Annotated in this window: 17 protein-coding genes; 15 read left to right on the forward strand and 2 right to left on the reverse strand. The window is 37.3% G+C overall.

Annotation, left to right across the window (positions count from 1 at the left end):
• The first annotated feature begins 409 nt into the window (after nucleotides 1-409).
• Together sdaAB and sdaAA are read left to right on the forward strand one after the other, a co-directional pair.
• A complete protein-coding gene (sdaAB, locus tag EKG35_RS17515) occupies nucleotides 410-1,072 on the forward strand; it encodes an L-serine ammonia-lyase, iron-sulfur-dependent subunit beta (RefSeq protein ID WP_126295834.1) in 663 nt (220 codons plus the stop codon).
• Between the two features lie 12 nt (nucleotides 1,073-1,084).
• The gene (gene sdaAA / locus EKG35_RS17520; RefSeq protein ID WP_126295835.1) at nucleotides 1,085-1,996 is read left to right on the forward strand and encodes an L-serine ammonia-lyase, iron-sulfur-dependent, subunit alpha; all 912 of its coding nucleotides are present in this window, start codon (nucleotides 1,085-1,087) and stop codon (nucleotides 1,994-1,996) included.
• A gap of 65 nt (nucleotides 1,997-2,061) precedes the next feature.
• On the opposite strand, the gene EKG35_RS17525 is transcribed toward sdaAA, so the two are convergent.
• Nucleotides 2,062-2,889, reverse strand: a complete 828-nt coding sequence (locus tag EKG35_RS17525) for a hypothetical protein (RefSeq protein WP_126295836.1) — start codon at nucleotides 2,887-2,889, stop codon at nucleotides 2,062-2,064.
• Nucleotides 2,882-3,397, reverse strand: a complete 516-nt coding sequence (locus EKG35_RS17530; protein WP_126295837.1) for a sigma-70 family RNA polymerase sigma factor — start codon at nucleotides 3,395-3,397, stop codon at nucleotides 2,882-2,884. Before EKG35_RS17530 ends, EKG35_RS17525 begins: the two co-directional genes overlap by 8 nt.
• 371 nt (nucleotides 3,398-3,768) lie before the next feature.
• Between EKG35_RS17530 and recG the strand changes: the two genes are divergently transcribed.
• From recG to EKG35_RS17595, 13 genes are all read left to right on the forward strand, one after another.
• Nucleotides 3,769-5,817 carry an ATP-dependent DNA helicase RecG gene (gene recG, locus EKG35_RS17535; protein ID WP_126295838.1) on the forward strand — a complete coding sequence of 683 codons (2,049 nt, stop codon included), beginning with the start codon at nucleotides 3,769-3,771 and terminating at the stop codon, nucleotides 5,815-5,817.
• A gap of 99 nt (nucleotides 5,818-5,916) precedes the next feature.
• Complete coding sequence (gene fapR, locus EKG35_RS17540) at nucleotides 5,917-6,507, forward strand: transcription factor FapR (protein ID WP_126295839.1); 591 nt, start codon at nucleotides 5,917-5,919, stop codon at nucleotides 6,505-6,507.
• Nucleotides 6,491-7,474, forward strand: coding sequence for a phosphate acyltransferase PlsX (gene plsX, locus EKG35_RS17545; protein WP_126295850.1), 984 nt, complete (start codon nucleotides 6,491-6,493; stop codon nucleotides 7,472-7,474). Before fapR ends, plsX begins: the two co-directional genes overlap by 17 nt.
• A gap of 33 nt (nucleotides 7,475-7,507) precedes the next feature.
• Nucleotides 7,508-8,449, forward strand: coding sequence for an ACP S-malonyltransferase (fabD, locus tag EKG35_RS17550; protein WP_126295840.1), 942 nt, complete (start codon nucleotides 7,508-7,510; stop codon nucleotides 8,447-8,449).
• Nucleotide 8,450: 1 nt separating this feature from the next.
• A complete protein-coding gene (gene fabG / locus EKG35_RS17555) occupies nucleotides 8,451-9,197 on the forward strand; it encodes a 3-oxoacyl-[acyl-carrier-protein] reductase (RefSeq protein WP_126295841.1) in 747 nt (248 codons plus the stop codon).
• 126 nt (nucleotides 9,198-9,323) lie between these two features.
• A complete protein-coding gene (gene acpP / locus EKG35_RS17560) occupies nucleotides 9,324-9,560 on the forward strand; it encodes an acyl carrier protein (protein WP_126295842.1) in 237 nt (78 codons plus the stop codon).
• A 627-nt stretch (nucleotides 9,561-10,187) separates the two neighbouring features.
• The gene (rnc, locus tag EKG35_RS17565) at nucleotides 10,188-10,949 is read left to right on the forward strand and encodes a ribonuclease III (protein ID WP_126295843.1); all 762 of its coding nucleotides are present in this window, start codon (nucleotides 10,188-10,190) and stop codon (nucleotides 10,947-10,949) included.
• Nucleotide 10,950: 1 nt separating this feature from the next.
• Entirely contained in the window at nucleotides 10,951-14,511 is a 3,561-nt protein-coding gene (smc, locus tag EKG35_RS17570) for a chromosome segregation protein SMC (protein ID WP_126295844.1), read from the forward strand.
• A 103-nt stretch (nucleotides 14,512-14,614) separates the two neighbouring features.
• The gene (gene ftsY / locus EKG35_RS17575; RefSeq protein WP_126295845.1) at nucleotides 14,615-15,850 is read left to right on the forward strand and encodes a signal recognition particle-docking protein FtsY; all 1,236 of its coding nucleotides are present in this window, start codon (nucleotides 14,615-14,617) and stop codon (nucleotides 15,848-15,850) included.
• Between the two features lie 170 nt (nucleotides 15,851-16,020).
• On the forward strand, nucleotides 16,021-16,353 hold the full coding sequence (locus EKG35_RS17580) for a putative DNA-binding protein (RefSeq protein ID WP_126295846.1): 333 nt from the start codon (nucleotides 16,021-16,023) through the stop codon (nucleotides 16,351-16,353).
• 11 nt (nucleotides 16,354-16,364) lie between these two features.
• Nucleotides 16,365-17,723, forward strand: coding sequence for a signal recognition particle protein (ffh, locus tag EKG35_RS17585; protein ID WP_126295847.1), 1,359 nt, complete (start codon nucleotides 16,365-16,367; stop codon nucleotides 17,721-17,723).
• 173 nt (nucleotides 17,724-17,896) lie between these two features.
• A complete protein-coding gene (rpsP, locus tag EKG35_RS17590) occupies nucleotides 17,897-18,169 on the forward strand; it encodes a 30S ribosomal protein S16 (RefSeq protein WP_126295848.1) in 273 nt (90 codons plus the stop codon).
• 14 nt (nucleotides 18,170-18,183) lie between these two features.
• Nucleotides 18,184-18,417, forward strand: coding sequence for a KH domain-containing protein (locus EKG35_RS17595; RefSeq protein WP_126295849.1), 234 nt, complete (start codon nucleotides 18,184-18,186; stop codon nucleotides 18,415-18,417).
• The last annotated feature ends 383 nt before the right edge of the window (nucleotides 18,418-18,800 follow it).

An 18,800-nucleotide genomic window follows, 5' to 3' on the forward strand; every position in this document is an offset into this window, starting at 1 on the left:
ACAGGGTCAAAGCCACCAAAAAAAGCCACGTCTTACATCCTGTTTGTGTCATTACCATTATGAACCGAAGGTACTTATTTTCATGCCAGGGTTGGGTGTAAAAAACTCATGATTGTTTATTATGTAATCTTTTGGAGATGTCTATAAGTTATTAGCCTTTCGAGGTTGCGTTCTGCTATGACGAAGGAAATTATTATGGATTTATAATTTAGTATAAAAAGAGCTGGAATGTCTTTTTATTAAGCGAAATAGGGAAATTTCTAGTTGATTTATTTGAATATTATTTATTTTGAAGGGTGAAGAACGTTCGTGATAAACTAGGCTTACAATATAATAATTTCATATATAGCTCGTTGCTCATATTTTGATGTTAAATGGTTAGATCTATATTTTTAAGGAGGGAAGTCGGATGAAATTTACTTCAGTTTTTGACATCATTGGACCTATTATGATCGGGCCATCATCTTCTCATACAGCTGGTGCGGCGCGAATAGGCAGGGCTGCTAGAGATTTGTTTGGCAGAAAGCCGAAATGGGCAAAAATCCATCTGTACGGTTCATTTGCAGAAACTTATCGAGGTCATGGGACGGATGTGGCTATCGTCGGTGGATTGCTGGATTTTGATACATTTGACGAAAGAATTAAAAGTGCATTTGAACATGCCAAAATGGAAGGACTAGAATTTGAATTTATACCAGAAACGGCAAATAAAGAACACCCTAATACTGCTCGTATTGTCATGGGTGATGATGACGGTGAAATGTCAGTGGAAGGGATTTCCATTGGTGGTGGTAAAATTGAAATTAGTGAAGTCAATGGCTTTAAACTAAGATTAACTGGTGGTATGCCAGCGCTTTTAGTTGTTCATGATGATCGAGCTGGCTGCATTGCAAATGTGGCAAATTGTTTAGCAATGCATAATGTTAATATTGGTCATATGGAAGTATCCAGAATTGAGCGAGGTTTAACTGCCTTAATGGTAATTGAAGTCGATCAAAATATAGACGATCGAATTATTCAACAAATCTCTTATATTCCAAATATAACAAAAGTATCGAAAATTAATAATTAAGGAGTGAGCTAATTGGACGTATTATTCCATAATGTAAGAGAATTAATTGAACTTGCTGAAAAAGAAAATAAGCTCATTTCTGAAATCATGATTGAACAAGAAATTCAAATGAGTGGTCGTACACGTGAACAAATTTTCAAACAAATGGATAGGAATTTAACTGTGATGGAGGAAGCAGTAGAGCGAGGCTTAAAAGGGGTTCAGTCTGTCACAGGTTTAACTGGCGGAGATGCAGTTTTATTACAAAATTATATCGCTAAAGGTAATAGTCTATCTGGAGATTTATTATTGGATGCTGTAAGTAAAGCGGTTGCAACAAATGAAGTAAATGCTGCTATGGGAACAATTTGTGCAACGCCTACTGCTGGTTCAGCTGGGGTAGTACCGGGAACTTTATTTGCTGTAAAAAATAAATTAAATCCAAGCCGCGAGCAAATGATACGATTTTTATTTACATCGGGTGCTTTTGGCTTTGTTGTTGCAAATAATGCATCGATATCTGGAGCTGCTGGAGGCTGCCAGGCGGAGGTAGGTTCTGCTGCCGGAATGGCTGCTGCAGCAATTGTAGAAATGGCTGGTGGTACACCTGCTCAAAGTTCAGAAGCCTTTGCGATTACGTTAAAAAATATGCTTGGTTTAGTTTGTGATCCAGTTGCAGGCCTTGTAGAAGTCCCATGTGTAAAACGCAATGCAATGGGTGCAGCCAATGCAATGGTTGCTGCTGATATGGCATTAGCAGGTATTACAAGCCGTATACCATGTGATGAAGTAATTGGTGCAATGTTTAGAATTGGCCAATCAATGCACCCTAGTTTAAAAGAAACAGCTCGCGGAGGGCTTGCTGCAACACCTACTGGGAAAGCCATTAGCAAGGCAATCTTAGACAATGGAAAATTAGAGAGTATTAAGTCGCTTCAACAATAAGTAAATTTAAAACACGCTATTCATAAAAGAATGGCGTGTTTTTTTGATTACTTATTTGAAGAAAACTAATATATATTACCGAATTCATCACAACTAAATTCAATTGTAAATGCTTTTTCATAAGTTATGCCATTAAAATAGAAAATCCCCTCAATACGTATACTATAAGTTTTACCACCATCAATTAAAGAAGCTTTTGAGGAAGTTTGCTCCCACGTTCCTTTTTTGTCTGCTAATTGTGTTGATATATCATTAACTGCTATAAACAATTGTCGATCATACTCTGCGTTATATTGTGTTACAAAATTAGCTGTCATTTTAATCTTTATCATTAAACCAGAGAAGTACACATAGATTGGTTTTGTCGTTTCGCCATCTAGATTCGTTACAGTTTCTTCAAGATATCGTGATAGTGCAGCTTTTTTTTCACGTTCTGTTGCTAAAAAATCCTCTACAATACTATTTACCATTTTTTCGTAGTCCTTTGGTTCCACCCAATCGGATTCTTCGAAGCTTTCCATCGGGGCAACTTCTAATCCGAGGCCGAGTTTCTTCTCATTGACTTTGTCCATAATTTCCTTATATTGCTTATAATATTCTTTCTTCTGCTCTTCTGTTAAAAGTAAAGTCGTATTGTTTTCATTGTCTTTTTCCTGTTCAACTGTTGTTGCAACAATCTCATTAGGGGGAGTACGTGATTGCTTCTCGCCAATATATGAAAATACAAATAGACAAGCCCCTACTAAAAGTGCAAAACTAATGAACGCAGGAAAAAAGGCATTATTCTTTTTTGTACGAATTGGATACTGTGCACTGATCTTTTGAATAACATTTTGCTGTTGTTGGGTTGTATCGCCAACTTTTAATTGTAATTGTCTCTTAATCTCATTCACTTGTTAACACCTCCCATTGTTGAGTGGATAACTTTGCCTTCAAACGCTCTTTAGCAGATCTCAGCCGATATTTAATCGTACTTTCTGAAGTATTTATAATTACTGCAATTTCACGGATAGTTAACTCTTTAAAATAATAAAGAATAATAACCTCACGAAATTTAATTGGTAATGCTAAGACAGCATCTGCTAATATCAATTGTTCGTCTTGCAAAATCAGTTGATTTTTCGGGCGAATCATTCCAGTAAAAACATTTGTTAATGTTTGCGTTCTGTACCGCCAGCTTTTTAAATAGTCTTTACAACGATTAATCGCAATTCTGGTTAAGTAAGTTCGCAGGCTTGATTGAGCTTGAAATTGTTCTTCCTTCATCCAATAATTAATAAAAACTTCTTGAACAATATCTTCTGCAGTGTTCCAATCTTTTACGTAAAGATAGGTTAGCTGAAGTAAATAATCATTATGTTCATTAATAATTGATTGAAACCTTTCATCATCTAGTTGCACGATAGAAGCCCTCCCTTCCCAACTTAGACGATTCCAAAAATAAGAAAGTCTAAAAATGTAAAAATTTAAATGGTTATATTAAAAAATTCCTTTTTTATTTTTAAATAACTTTATTTTACATATTACACGCTGCTATCCATAACATGTATTTAGTTTTATATTAAACAACTAAAGTTATAGGATAGATTAAATCACTATCAACCCAAAATAGAAAAAGTATATAATATTATTAAAATGTTCAGGTTGGTTTACAAAAGAATAAGAAAGTAATTAGAAGAAGGGGGAAGCTAATATGCATCAATGCATTAAAACTTTGCTCACTCCTACACTAAAAACATTCACAATTAATTTTTTAGGAGTTGTATTGAAGGGTGAGTAGCGTAATATTAGAGCCGGTCACATCATTAAAAGGAATCGGAAAAGAAACTGCTGAACATCTTGGTGATATGGGCATTTTTACAATAAACGATTTAATATGGACGTTTCCTTATCGGCATGAAGATTATCGGCTAAAAGATTTGGCTGCCACTCCGCATAATGAGAAGGTTACAATTGAAGCAAGAGTAGAAAGTGTACCTTCTGTTCTTTATTTAGGAAAAAATAAATCGAGAATTCAAGTAACTGTATTAGCAGGAAGACATTTAATAAAAGTGGTTTTCTTTAATCAAAATTATTTGCGGACAAAGCTGACTCCAGGTGCGATTGTTACAGTATCAGGAAAATGGGATCGAGGAAGACAAGTAATTAACGGTACGTCAATTAAATTCGGACCTAAAACTGATAGTGTCGATTTTGAACCGGTTTATAGCTTGAAGGGCTCCATCCATCAAAATAAATTTCGCAAATATATGCGACAGGCTTTAGATGTAGTCGGTAAAGAAATGAAAGAAACCCTTCCGCCGCATTTAATCGAGCAATATAAATTGCTATCTATAATAGATGCGCTGGAAGGTGTGCATTTTCCAAAGGATAGTGAGCATGCCAAACAAGCGAGAAGACGGTTTGTTTATGAAGAGCTGTTATATTTTCAATTGCGAATACAAGCATTAAGAAAAGCAAGGAAAGAAAATGAACGAGGTCTAGCGATTCAATATGATTTGCAAAAGCTTCGTGAATTCATTAAAATGATACCGTTTACGTTAACAAAGGCGCAGCAGCGTGTTGTGAATGAAATTTGCAAGGACTTAAAAGAACCTCATCGAATGAATCGGCTGTTGCAGGGAGATGTTGGTTCAGGAAAAACAATTGTTGCGGCGATTGGACTTTATGCAGCTGTTACAGCGGGCTTTCAAGGGGCATTAATGGCTCCGACCGAAATTTTAGCTGAACAGCATGCTGAATCTTTAAAAAATTGGTTTGAACCGATTGGTGTACGCGTTGCTTTACTTTCAGGTTCAACAAAAACAAAAGAAAGAAGAATTATCTTAGAGCAATTACATAATGGAGAAATCGATATTTTGATAGGGACTCATGCTCTAATTCAACCTGATGTCGTTTTTTCTAATCTAGGATTTGTCATTACAGATGAGCAGCACCGATTTGGAGTTGAGCAGCGTAGAATTTTAAGAGATAAAGGCATGAATCCTGATGTTCTCTTTATGACGGCTACTCCAATTCCCCGAACTCTTGCTATTACTGCCTTTGGTGAAATGGATGTTTCCATTATTGATGAATTACCAGCAGGTAGAAAACAAATTGAAACTCATTGGTTAAAAAATGAACAATTAAATTCGGTCTTATCAAAAATGGAACAGGAACTGCGTCAAGGTAGACAAGCATATGTAATTTGTCCGTTAATAGAGGAATCGGATAAATTAGATGTGCAAAATGCGGTTGATGTATACGAGCAGCTTGCAACGATTTTTCATGGTCGATATAAAATTGGATTAATGCACGGAAGACTACATCCTGATGAAAAAGATGCAGTAATGCGTGAATTTACTGAAGGGAAAATTGATGTATTAGTATCTACAACGGTAGTCGAGGTTGGTGTAAATGTGCCAAACGCTTCATTTATGGTAATTTATGATGCGGATCGATTTGGACTGGCACAGCTCCATCAATTGCGCGGCCGAGTTGGTCGAGGAGAACATCAATCGTATTGTGTATTACTAGCTGATCCTAAAAGTGATGAAGGAAAAGAACGCATGTTGTCAATGACACAAACAAACGACGGATTTAAGCTAGCAGAAAAGGATTTAGAGCTACGGGGTTCTGGAGATATCTTTGGAAAAAAACAAAGTGGTTTGCCAGATTTCAAACTTGCTGATTTAGTACATGATTATCGTACGTTAGAGGTTGCAAGACAAGATGCTGCAAAACTAATTTATGACGAAGCATTTTGGACAGGCGATGATTATCGACATTTAAGGGAAATGTTAGAGGAGACAGGTGTTCTCAACGGTGAACGGATTGATTAACATGTAGAACGCAACAATTTTTGTTGCGTTCTTTTTTGAGGATATGTATACTGGTATTAGTACCAAGTGCTAAAATTATTTAAGTGGGTGACGAGTGATATGAAGCGAACAAAAAAAGAACGACAAAGGCTACTTACTGAAACAATAGAAAACAACCCATTCGTCACTGATGAACAGTTAGCTTCTCAGTTTGGAGTCAGTGTTCAAACCATTCGCCTGGATCGAATGGAACTAGCTATTCCTGAATTGCGTGAACGTATAAAGGATGTTGCTGAAAGAAATTATGAAAATGAAGTAAAATCTCTGCCCTTGGACGAAGTGATTGGAGAAATTATTGATATAGAATTAGATAAGCAGGCAATCTCAATTTTCGATGTTAAGGAAGAACATGTTTTTCAGCGAAATGGCATTGCAAGGGGACATCATTTATTTGCACAGGCGAACTCTTTAGCCGTAGCAGTTATAAACGATGAACTAGCGTTAACTGTAAAAGCAAATGTCATCTTTATTAATCCTGTAAAAGCAGGTGACCGTGTCATTACGAAAGCGATTGTACGCGGACAACATAATGAAAAAAATCGTACATATATAGAAGTAATATCAACAGTTAATAATGAAACTGTATTTAAAGGCGAATTTGAAATGTATCGCACGAAAGGCTCAGGTGACAATAATGAAATTAGCAATTGACGGTATGGGTGGAGATCATGCGCCAAAAGCAATCGTTGAAGGTGTATTACTCGCACTAGAAGACTTTCCAAATATTGAAGTACAGCTTTATGGACATCAGCAACAATTACAACCTTTCCTAAAAGAACATGACCGCTTGACGGTAATACATTGTGAGGAAGTAGTAGAAGGGGAAGATGATCCTGCTCGTGCAGTTCGCCGTAAAAAAGACTCCTCTATGGCAAAAATGTTGGAAGCTGTAGAAGAAGGTCGTGCAGATGCTTGTTTATCAGCCGGCAATACAGGTGCATTAATGGCTGGTGGATTATTTAAAATAGGTCGTATTGAAGGGGTTTCTCGCCCTGCATTAGCAACAACTTTACCGACAATCGATGGTAAAGGATTTTTAATGCTTGATTTAGGTGCGAATTCCGATGCAAAGCCAGAAAATATAGTGCAATACGCAATTATGGGGAATATTTATGCTCAAAAAGTACGTGGAATTGAGAAACCCCGTGTTGGTCTATTAAATATCGGGACAGAAGAGAAAAAAGGAAACGAGTTAACAAAGGCAGTATTCGGCCAGTTAAAAGAAACAGATTTAAACTTTATTGGCAATGTAGAAGCTAGAGATTTATTAAACAATGTGGCGGATGTAGTTGTAACAGATGGCTTTACTGGAAATATGGTTTTGAAATCGATTGAAGGAACTGCCGGAGCAATAATGTCTATGCTAAAGGATGCTTTTATGGCTTCTAGTAAAACAAAAATTAGCGCTCTATTAATGAAAAATGAGTTGAAGAATCTTAAAGGTAAACTGGATTATTCAGAGCATGGCGGGGCTGCACTATTCGGTCTGCAGGCGCCGGTCGTTAAAGCACATGGATCATCTAATGCTAGAGCTATTTATAGTGCGATACGTCAGGCATCTATTATGGTAGAGCATGATGTAGTTGATGTGATTAAAACGACAATTTCTCCAAACTAAGGAGTAATAATGGATTAGAAAAGGGGATACAAAATGACAAAAATAGCTTTTATTTTTCCTGGACAAGGTTCACAACAAGTTGGAATGGGCTCAGAATTTATTCAAAATAGTGAAGAAAGCAAAGCCTTTTATGATAAAGCTGATGAAGTATTACAATTTGAATTATCAAAGTTAATGTTAGAGGGTCCTGCCGAAGAATTAACGTTAACTTATAATGCCCAGCCTGCATTATTAACTACTGGCGTCATGATTGCACAAAAATTAATTAAAGCAGGAATTCAACCTGATTATACAGCTGGTCATTCATTAGGTGAATACAGTGCATTCGTAACTTCTGGGGCACTTTCATTTGAAGATGCTGTAAAAACTGTTCATAAACGTGGATTGTTTATGAATGAAGCCGTTCCTGCTGGTCAAGGCGCAATGGCTGCAATTCTAGGTATGGAAGCTGATAGTTTAAGAGAGGTTTGTGAACAAGTATCTGCACAAGGAGAGACAGTGCAGCTTGCAAACTTAAATTGTCCTGGTCAAATAGTTATTTCAGGAACAAAGCTTGGTGTTGAAAAGGCATCAACAGCAGCAAAAGAGGCTGGTGCAAAAAGAGCGATTCCATTAGTTGTTAGTGGGCCTTTCCACTCATCGCTAATGAAAGAAGCGGCTGTGAAGTTAGAACAAGAAATTGAAAATATCGATATTCAAACTCCGACAACACCTATTATTAGCAATGTGAAAGCAGAACTTTTACAGGATGCCGTTGAAATTAAAAAGGAAATGGTTGAACAAGTTTACAGTCCTGTTTTATGGGAAGATGATGTCCGTAAAATGTTAGAGCTAGGTGTGACGACATTCATAGAGTGTGGTCCAGGAAAAGTTCTTTCTGGCTTAGTGAAGAAAGTAGATCGTTCCGTTAAAACATTTTGTGTGTATGATGAAGCTTCATTTAACGAAGTAGTCGAATCTTTAAGGGGTGAATAAATTGGGTAAATTAGATGGAAAAACTGCAGTTGTAACAGGTGCTTCAAGAGGGATTGGCCGAGCTATTGCATTACAACTTGCTTCAGAGGGAGCAAACGTTGTTGTAAATTTCAGTGGAAGTGAGCAAAAAGCACAACAAGTTGTTGAAGAAATAAACAGCTTAGGAGCAAAAGCTATTGCTGTACAAGCCAATGTAGCAGATAATGAGTCTGTACAAAGCTTAATGAATGCTGCTATCGAACAATTTGGCTCAATCGATATTTTGGTTAACAATGCAGGAATTACACGTGATAATCTCATTATGCGTATGAAGGAAGAGGAATGGGATGATGTCATTAATACCAATTTAAAAGGTGTATTCCTTTGTACAAAAGCAGTGACACGCCAAATGATGAAACAGCGCTCCGGTCGCATCATCAACATTACTTCAATTGTTGGTGTTATGGGTAATGCGGGTCAGGCAAATTATGTTGCTGCAAAGGCCGGTGTTATTGGATTAACGAAAACAACTGCAAGAGAGCTTGCTTCCCGTAATATTTTAGTAAATGCAATTGCTCCTGGGTTTATTACAACTGAAATGACAGATGCACTTCCAGAAGAAGTTAAGAGCTCAATGTTATCTCAAATTCCACTTGGCAGTCTTGGAGAGCCAGAACATATTGCAAAAGCAGTTGTATTCTTAGCTTCTGAGGATTCAAATTATATGACTGGCCAAACATTACACATTGATGGCGGTATGCACATGTAAAAAATTCTAATATCCTTTTGTGATGTTGGATTTTAACAAAAATTATTATGTAATGCATAATTTTGTTGTCACACACTTTGAACTACTGCCTTTTTTATGTATACTATTTGAGGGGAGGTGACCGACTTGGCTACAGTATTAGAACGTGTTACAAAAGTTGTCGTTGACCGTTTAGGCGTTGACGAAAGCGAAGTGAAATTAGAAGCTTCTTTCCGTGAAGATTTAGGTGCAGACTCATTAGACGTTGTTGAATTAGTTATGGAACTTGAAGATGAGTTTGATATGGAAATTTCAGACGAAGATGCAGAAAAAATCGCAACTGTTGGCGATGCTATCAGTTACATTGAAGGCAAAGTAAGCTAAAATAGTTAGAGGCACAAATTTCGCATTTATTAAAGTGCAAAATAGTGCCTCTTTTCATTGTTTAAATAGTTGTAGCTGTGAACGCTATCCTCGACAACTTCAAATCCTCCTGCAAGGGCAAAAGCGCCCTTTTGCCGGATCTTCTGACGCATACGGATATGCTAGTGCCGACAAGACATACGACGTGGCGCTTTTGTCGGCCAGTTGTTGTCGGAGCTGGACGAGCGTTCTCCGCTTTTCTAAAAAATGTCTAGCTACGGCGGCTACACCCTCGAGGTCGCGGTCTGCCCTCGGTCGAAAACTGAAAAGACGTTTTCGATTCGGGCTCTCCGACGCACATGGATGGGCTAGTGCTGACAATGCTACACGATGTGGCGGTTTTGTCGGCGAGCGCTTGTCGGTTGTAAACGAGCCGCCTCCGCTTTTCAAGATGTCTAGCTGCGAACGCTAGCTCCTCGACAACTTCAGATCCTCCGGCAAGGGCAAAAAGCGCCCTTTTGTCGGATCTTCCAGTTGTTGTCGGAGCTTAACGAGCGTTCTCCGCTTTTCTTATTAAAGAAAAGTTGAATTTCTCATACATAACAAGGTAAACTAAACGTTAGAATCTATTAGGAAGGCAGATTGTTCATGACAATACGAAAAAAAGGAAGTAATCATAAAATTGGTGTGCTACCTGAAAAAATTAAAAGCCAATTTGAATTTTTACAAGAGGAACTCAATATTTATTTTCGAAACAAATCCATACTCTATCAAGCATTTACGCATTCATCCTATGTGAATGAGCATCGTCGCAAACTTTTTACTGACAATGAACGACTTGAGTTTTTAGGAGACGCAGTTCTTGAACTATCTGTATCTAAATACCTTTTCGAAAGATATCCACATATGAGTGAGGGAGAGTTAACAAAGCTCCGTGCTTCAATCGTTTGTGAACCTTCACTTGTTATCTTCGCAAATGAACTAAACTTCGGCAAATACGTCTTATTAGGAAAAGGTGAAGAGCTTACTGGTGGTCGTGAGCGCCCTGCACTTTTAGCAGACGTTTTTGAATCATTTATTGGAGCTCTCTATTTAGATCAAGGGTTAGATATAGTAGTTGAATTTTTAGAAAGAATTGTTTTCCCTAAAGTAGAAGTCGGTGCTTTTTCGCATGTGATGGATTTTAAAAGTCAATTGCAAGAAATGGTTCAACAATCAAATAATGGTGTACTGCATTATGAAATTGTAGACGAGAAAGGACCGGCACATAATCGTACATTCGTCTCCCGTGTTTTATTAAATAATCAAGAACTCGGAATTGGACGAGGTAAATCGAAGAAAGAGGCTGAACAGCAAGCAGCTCAAAACGCAATGGTAACTTTAAATCAGTCTTTGCACAAGGAGGAATAGTATGTTCCTTAAACGACTTGAAGTAATTGGCTTTAAATCGTTTGCTGATCGTATTGGTATTGATTTTGTTCCTGGTGTAACAGCAGTTGTAGGACCTAATGGCAGTGGGAAAAGTAATGTTACAGATGCCATTCGGTGGGTGTTGGGGGAACAATCAGCGAAATCACTGCGCGGATCCAAAATGGAAGATGTTATTTTTGCTGGAAGTGATTCAAGGAAGCCACTGAATTTTGCAGAAGTGACGCTTGTTTTAGATAATGAAGATGAACAGGTTGCAATGCCCTATACAGAAATAAGTGTGACAAGACGTGTGTATCGTTCAGGTGATAGCGAATATTTGCTAAACAATCAGCAATGTCGCCTGAAGGATATTACGGACTTATTTTTAGATTCTGGTCTAGGGAAAGAAGCGTTTTCTATTATTTCTCAAGGACGCGTAGATGAAATTTTAAACAGTCGACCAGATGATCGCAGAACGATATTTGAAGAAGCTGCTGGAGTTTTAAAATATAAACTGCGAAAGAAAAAAGCAGAACATAAACTTGTTGAAACAGATGAAAACTTACACCGCGTTTTAGATATTTTGCATGAACTTGATAGTCGTCTAGAACCATTACAAATTCAAGCATCGGCAGCAAAAGATTATGTAAGAATGTCAGAAGAATTAAGAGAATTTGATATTGCCTTAATTGTAAACGATTTAACAAACTACTCAGCTGATTTACAAGCTGTAAATAGTGAGCATGAGGATTTAAGAAAAACTGAACATCAGCATGCATTGGAAATTTCAAATTTTGAAGCCCAAGTAGATGGTATTCGTGGAAAATTAAAAGACATTGATGAAGTATTAGATGCTGCACAAGAGCAATTAGTTGAAGCAAGCTCTGAAGTTGAACGATGGGAAGGCCGCAAAGCTTTGATGAAAGAAAAGCGATTGAATGCTGAAAAACAGTTAAAACAATTGCAAATTTCATTACAGCAAGCCACTGAAGAAGAGAATGAATTAACTGCAAGTGAACAGGAAAAGAAATTACAGTTTGCAGAAAAGCAAAAAGAAGTTCAACAATTAAAAAATGACATAAAACAAATTGAACTGACATTAAATTCATCAGCAATAGAAATTGAGCAAGAAATTGAGCAATCAAAAAATAAATATATCGATTTATTAAATGAAGAAGCAACTGTTAGAAACGAATTAAAGCATATAGAGCAGCAGCTTGCATTACACCAAGAAACGGCTGATAGAATGAGTGATCGATCATCAGAAATGGCTAAAAAGCTTGAACAAGTTAGCGAGTTGAAACAGCAGCTTCAAAAGATTTTGCAAAAAGTTGAGTTACAAGTTAAAGAAAAACTTGAGCAATATGAATTAATACAAATTCAACTGAAGGGTGCTTCATCATCATTTGACGAGAAACAACAGTTATTGTATCAAGCCTATCAACATCAGCAGCAACTTAAAGCAAGAAAAGATACTTTAGCAGAGCTTGAAGCTGATTTTTCAGGATTCTTCCAAGGAGTAAAAGAGATTTTGTTGGCTCGTGATCGAGGAGAGCTACCTGGAATTGAGGGGGCAGTTGCAGAGTTAATTCAAGTTGATGGAAAGTACTCTAAAGCTATTGAAACGGCTTTAGGCGCTGCCTCCCAACATATAGTTACGGAAACGGAGCAACATGCGCAAAGAGCAATTGGCTGGTTAAAACAAAAACGAATTGGACGAGCAACATTTTTACCTAAAACTGTTATGAAGTCCCGAAAATTGCTACCTTCTCAACTAGCTTCAGCTACTGAACACCCTGCTTTTGTAAGCCTTGCCTATGAACTTGTGAATTTTGATGAAGAAAATCGCAGTATAGTTGAGAATTTATTAGGTAATGTCTTAGTTGCTTCAAATCTTGAAGGTGCAAGCCAAATCGCAAGAAGCTGCGGTTTCAAATACCGTGTTGTGACACTTGAAGGAGATATCGTTAATGCCGGAGGTTCTCTAACAGGTGGTGCATCAAAGCAGCAATCCTCTTTATTTTCTCGTAAAGCGGAGCTGGATCAATTGACAGAGAAGCTTTCACAAATGGATGCTTCTATTGTTCAAGCTGAAAAATCAGTCGCATCAGAAAAACAACTGTTGGCACAGTTGCGAGAACAATTAGAGGCTTTAAAGGTTGAAGGAGATGCACTTCGTCAAGAAGAGGTAGAGCATCGAGCTAAATTACTTGAATTAGAAGTTGAAGAAAAAAATCTAAAAATGACAGTTAATAACGCAACTTCTGAACAGTCGTCAGCAACATCAAGAAAAACTTCTCTTTTACAACAAAAAAAACAGGCTATAAAGCGTCTAGAGCAACTAAAGTTGGAACTCGATGATATTAACAACCAAGTAGAGCAACTTACTCAATTAAAATCAAAAAGTGAAACAGAAAAAGATGACTTGCGTGAGCAGTCTGCACAAAAACGTTCAGAGCTTGCCGTCGTTCAAGAACAGCTTAGCCAATTGCAAATTTCAACGGCTGAGCTAGCATTAAAGCGAACAAAAGCAAAACAACAACTAGAATCTATTGCGCAAGAAATTAAATGGATACAGCAGAATGATAGCGACGGTCCTTCTGATGAGGAAATTGAAAAAACTGTTCAAGAATGGGCGTCTAAAAAAGAGACACTAACGAATGAAATACAAAAAAATCGACAGGCTCGTTTAGAACAACAGCAAAAATTATCCCTGCTTGAAGAACAGTTAAAAGAATTACAGCGTGTTCATAAAGGATTTATGGAAAGCTTGAGAGCAATTGAAGTAAAACGAAGTCGAATGGAATTTGAAATCAATCGTTTACATACACAATTAGATGAGCAGTATGAACTTGACTTTGAAGAAGCCGCGCAGCAAGCGATTGACATTGAAGATGTTGACCAAGTCCGCCGAAAAGTAAAACTTTTAAAACAATCTATAGAAGAGCTTGGCCCTGTAAACTTAACTGCCATTGAAGAATATGATCGTGTTTTAGAAAGACACACATTCTTAACTGAGCAACGAAATGATTTAATCGAAGCACAAGAGACATTACATGAAGCAATTAGAGAAATGGATGAAGAAATGTCTAGTCGTTTTAGAGAATCATTTACGATGATTCAGGAACAGTTTAGATTTGTATTCCGAGAGCTGTTTGGCGGTGGACAGGCTGATTTAGTATTGCTTGATCCAGATAATTTACTTGAAACCGGCATTGAGATTGTAGCGCAGCCACCCGGAAAAAAACTTCAAAACTTAAGTTTGCTTTCTGGTGGAGAAAGAGCACTAACAGCCATTGCACTATTATTTGCAATATTGAATACACGACCAGTTCCATTTGTTATTTTAGATGAAGTGGAAGCTGCACTCGATGAAGCAAATGTACAACGCTATAGCGACTATTTGAATAAATTAAGCAGCGAAACACAATTTATTGTTATTACGCATCGTAAAGGGACAATGGAAGGTGCGGACGTTTTATATGGTATTACAATGCAGGAATCAGGTGTTTCTAAACTTGTTTCTGTAAAACTTGAAGAAGAAGCAGTACTAAGCAGATAAAAAGGTATCCACTGTGTTATCTGCTTAAGTGCAACTAGGGCTTATCGCAGAGAATGCTCGGCGATAAGCCAAATTTTCTAATAGGGAAAAGGAGCGGAATTTTATGAGCTTTTTCAAACGATTGAAGGAAAAATTAATAGGTAATGCTGAAGAAGAAAAAGTTCAACAACATGTTGAAGAAGCTGATGCATCGGAATCTCTTTCATCTGATGTACAAGAGAAAGTTGAACAAAATGAAGAACTTAATACAGTTGAAGAGACAGTGGAAAAAATGTTGGAAATTATTGAAGAACAAACAGAAGAGAAAACAGATTCTTCAATAAAAGACAATCTTTCTGAAAGTGTAGTTGAACAAGAGACTGAAAAGAAACCGTCAGCATGGTCAATTACCCAAAAATTTAAAATGGGTCTAGCGAAAACGCGTGATTCCTTTACTTCAAAAGTTAATGATTTAGTAGCTCGATACCGTAAAGTTGACGAAGATTTCTTCGAAGAACTAGAAGAGGTTTTATTGCAAGCTGATGTTGGCTTTGAAACGGTAATGGATTTAATGGATAAACTGCGTTTTGAGGTGCAACGGAAAAATATTAAAGATACAGAAGGCATCCAAACGATTATTTCCGAAAAATTAGTAGAAATTTATGAAGCTGGCGAAGAAAATATTGTGGAATTAAATATGCAGCCAGAGGGTGAGCTTACTGTTATATTATTTGTTGGGGTTAATGGTGTCGGCAAAACGACAACAATTGGAAAGCTTGCACATCGTTTAAAAACACAAGGTAAAAGCGTTTTACTTGCAGCAGGTGATACATTCCGTGCTGGAGCGATTGATCAGCTGCAAGTATGGGGAGACCGTGTTGGCTGTGAAGTTATTAAACAATCGGAAGGCTCTGACCCGGCAGCTGTCATTTATGATGCGATTGCAGCAGCTAAAAAACGCGGAGTTGATGTATTAATTTGTGATACAGCAGGACGACTTCAAAATAAAGTGAATTTAATGAAAGAGCTTGAAAAAGTTCACCGAGTTATTTCTCGGGAAATACCAAATGCTCCTCACGAAGTGTTGCTTGCACTTGATGCGACAACTGGACAAAATGCCTTAATTCAGGCACAAACATTTAAAGAAGCAACAAATGTAACTGGAATTGTATTGACAAAACTTGACGGTACTGCAAAAGGCGGTATAGTGTTAGCGATTCGCAACAAACTTCATATTCCGGTGAAATTTGTTGGTCTTGGTGAGAAAATGGATGATCTACAGCCATTTGACGCAGAGCGTTACGTCTACGGACTATTTGCAGAAGGCTTGGAAAAAGAATTAGAAAAAATGGATGATTAGCTGGTTTAGGTGCCCGACTGGAACAAAAATCAACTATTTAAGATGCATAAAAGTACAATTCAGTATTTATCCTGAATTGTACTTTTTAAATATATCAAGGATTTCGCCTTGACAGTTAATTGTGTAAACGTATATGATACTATAGACAAATTATGATTGGAGAGATATTGATGCTACTTGAAAAAACAACACGCATGAACTTTCTCTTCGACTTTTATCAAGCATTATTAACTGAAAAACAGCGTAGTTATATGGAACTTTACTATTTAGATGATCTGTCACTTGGAGAAATTGCAGAAAGCTATAAAGTTTCACGTCAAGCTGTATATGATAATATTCGACGTACAGAAGCAATGCTTGAGGAATATGAAGAAAAATTACGGTTATTTGAAAAATTCGGTCAACGTCAAACTATCCTTGAACAATTATCGAATGCAATTAAAGACGAAGCTTCTAAAGAAGATTGTCTTGCATTAATTAATCAATTAAAGGAAACGGATTAGGAGGCTAAACAATGGCATTTGAAGGATTAGCGGAACGACTCCAAGGGACAATCCAAAAGATTAAAGGTAAAGGGAAAGTTTCCGAACAAGACGTTAAAGCGATGATGCGGGAAGTTCGTCTTGCATTAATTGAGGCAGACGTTAACTTAAAGGTTGTTAAAGATTTTGTAAAAAAAGTAAGTGAACGCGCAGTTGGCTCTGAAGTAATGAAAAGTTTAACGCCAGGTCAACAAGTAATTAAAATCGTTCAAGATGAATTAACTTCATTAATGGGTGGGGAACAAAGCCCAATTAAATTTAATTCAAAACCGCCAACTGTTATTATGATGGTCGGTCTACAAGGTGCGGGTAAAACAACAACTACTGGTAAGTTAGCAAACGTACTGCGTAAAAAGTATAACCGCAAACCTTTATTAGTAGCAGCTGACATTTACCGTCCAGCGGCGATCCAACAACTTGAAACATTAGGAAAACAACTTTCAATTCCTGTATTCGCTCTTGGAAACAATGTGTCCCCTGTTGAAATTGCTCGACAAGCGATTGAGCATGCAAAGGAAGAACATTTGGATGTTGTTATTATCGATACAGCAGGTCGTTTACATATCGATGAAGAACTAATGGACGAATTGAAAAACATTAAGGCTTTAAAAGAACCGGATGAGGTATTTTTAGTTGTCGATGCGATGACTGGTCAAGATGCGGTAAACGTTGCCCAAAGCTTTAATGAAACGGTAGGAATTACAGGTGTTGTACTAACTAAACTTGATGGTGATACACGTGGTGGTGCAGCATTATCTATCCGTGCTGTAACAGAAAAACCGATTAAGTTTGTCGGTATGGGTGAAAAAATGGATGCACTGGAACCATTCCATCCTGAACGTATGGCTTCACGTATTTTAGGTATGGGTGATGTGCTGTCATTAATTGAAAAAGCTCAAGCAAATGTCGATATGGAAAAAGCGAAAGAGCTTGAGGAAAAATTTATGACACAAAGCTTTACACTTGATGACTTCGTAGAGCAACTTCAAGCCGTGAAAAAAATGGGTCCACTTGAAGATATGTTAAAGATGTTACCAGGTGCTAATAAAATTAAAGGCCTTGATAATGTGAAGGTGGATGAAAAACAAATGGGGCGTGTTGAAGCGATTATTTATTCGATGACGCCTGCTGAAAAAACACATCCTGAAATCATGAATGCAAGTCGTAAAAAACGTATTGCACAAGGTTCTGGTACATCTGTCCAGGAAGTAAACAGATTGTTAAAGCAATTTGAAGATATGAAAAAAATGATGAAGCAAATGACAGGTATGGCGCAAGGAAAAGGTAAGAAAAAAATGAGATTACCTGGCTTGGATTCTTTGTTTAAATAAGAGGACTAATATCTAATTTATCTTAAATATTTGAACTTAAAATCTTACTAATCGTTGAAGTAAGTTAAAAAATTTGCTAAAATTTTAGGTGTTAAGAAAAAACACTTTACAAACTACACAAACATTGATAATATACTATCTTGTGTGAAACTTATTCGGAGGTGCAAATAAACATGGCAGTTAAAATTCGTTTAAAACGTATGGGAGCTAAAAAATCTCCTTTCTATCGTATCGTAGTAGCTGACTCTCGTTCACCACGTGACGGACGTCAAATCGAAACAGTTGGTACTTATAACCCACTTACTTCACCAGCTACTTTAAACATCGATGAAGAGAAAGCTCTTCAATGGTTAGCTAATGGTGCAAAACCATCTGATACTGTACGTAACCTGTTCTCAGAACAAGGTATCATGGAAAAATTCCACAACCAAAAATTCAGTAAATAATCGGAGGTGCCGCTATGCATGCGCTGATTGAAACAATCGTAAAACCATTAGTCGATTATCCAGAAGAAGTTCGTATTGAGACGGACGAGAATTCAAGTCGAATTGTTTATAAACTTTTTGTTCATCCGCAAGACAGAGGAAAAGTTATAGGCAAACAAGGTCGGGTTGCAAAGGCAATACGTACAATTGTTTATTCAGCTGCTGGCGGTCACCATAAGAAAAAGACTTACGTCGATATATTGGATTAAAAGAAAAGCGAAGGGCTCGTTTAGCTCTCGACGGCACTGGGGACTTCCGACAAGCGGGGGTACTCGCGTAGGAGGAAGTTGAAGTGATCGAAAGAGCTAGCACCTGAAGCTAGAGACAATAAAAAAGCTGAAGCTGTATGTTTCAGCCAAAAAAAGGAGGGAAACTCGATCAGCGAGTCCCTTCTTTTTAATGGCTGTACAATTTATAACGTTGGTGAATGAAAATCACCTTCTCCCGAAAGTTGGAGAAGGTGATGGAATATCACTAGCGTTATTTTCTTTTATTTTAATAATAGAAAACAAGTGAGGTTCCCTGTAGAATTAAAGTCGACCAAAACCATCATTCAGGAGGGAATTCACTTGTCATATTCTAATAGTATTAA

The sequence above is a fragment of the Lysinibacillus telephonicus genome (assembly GCF_003966145.1).
In the GTDB taxonomy this organism is placed as follows: Bacteria; Bacillota; Bacilli; order Bacillales_A; family Planococcaceae; genus Ureibacillus; species Ureibacillus telephonicus.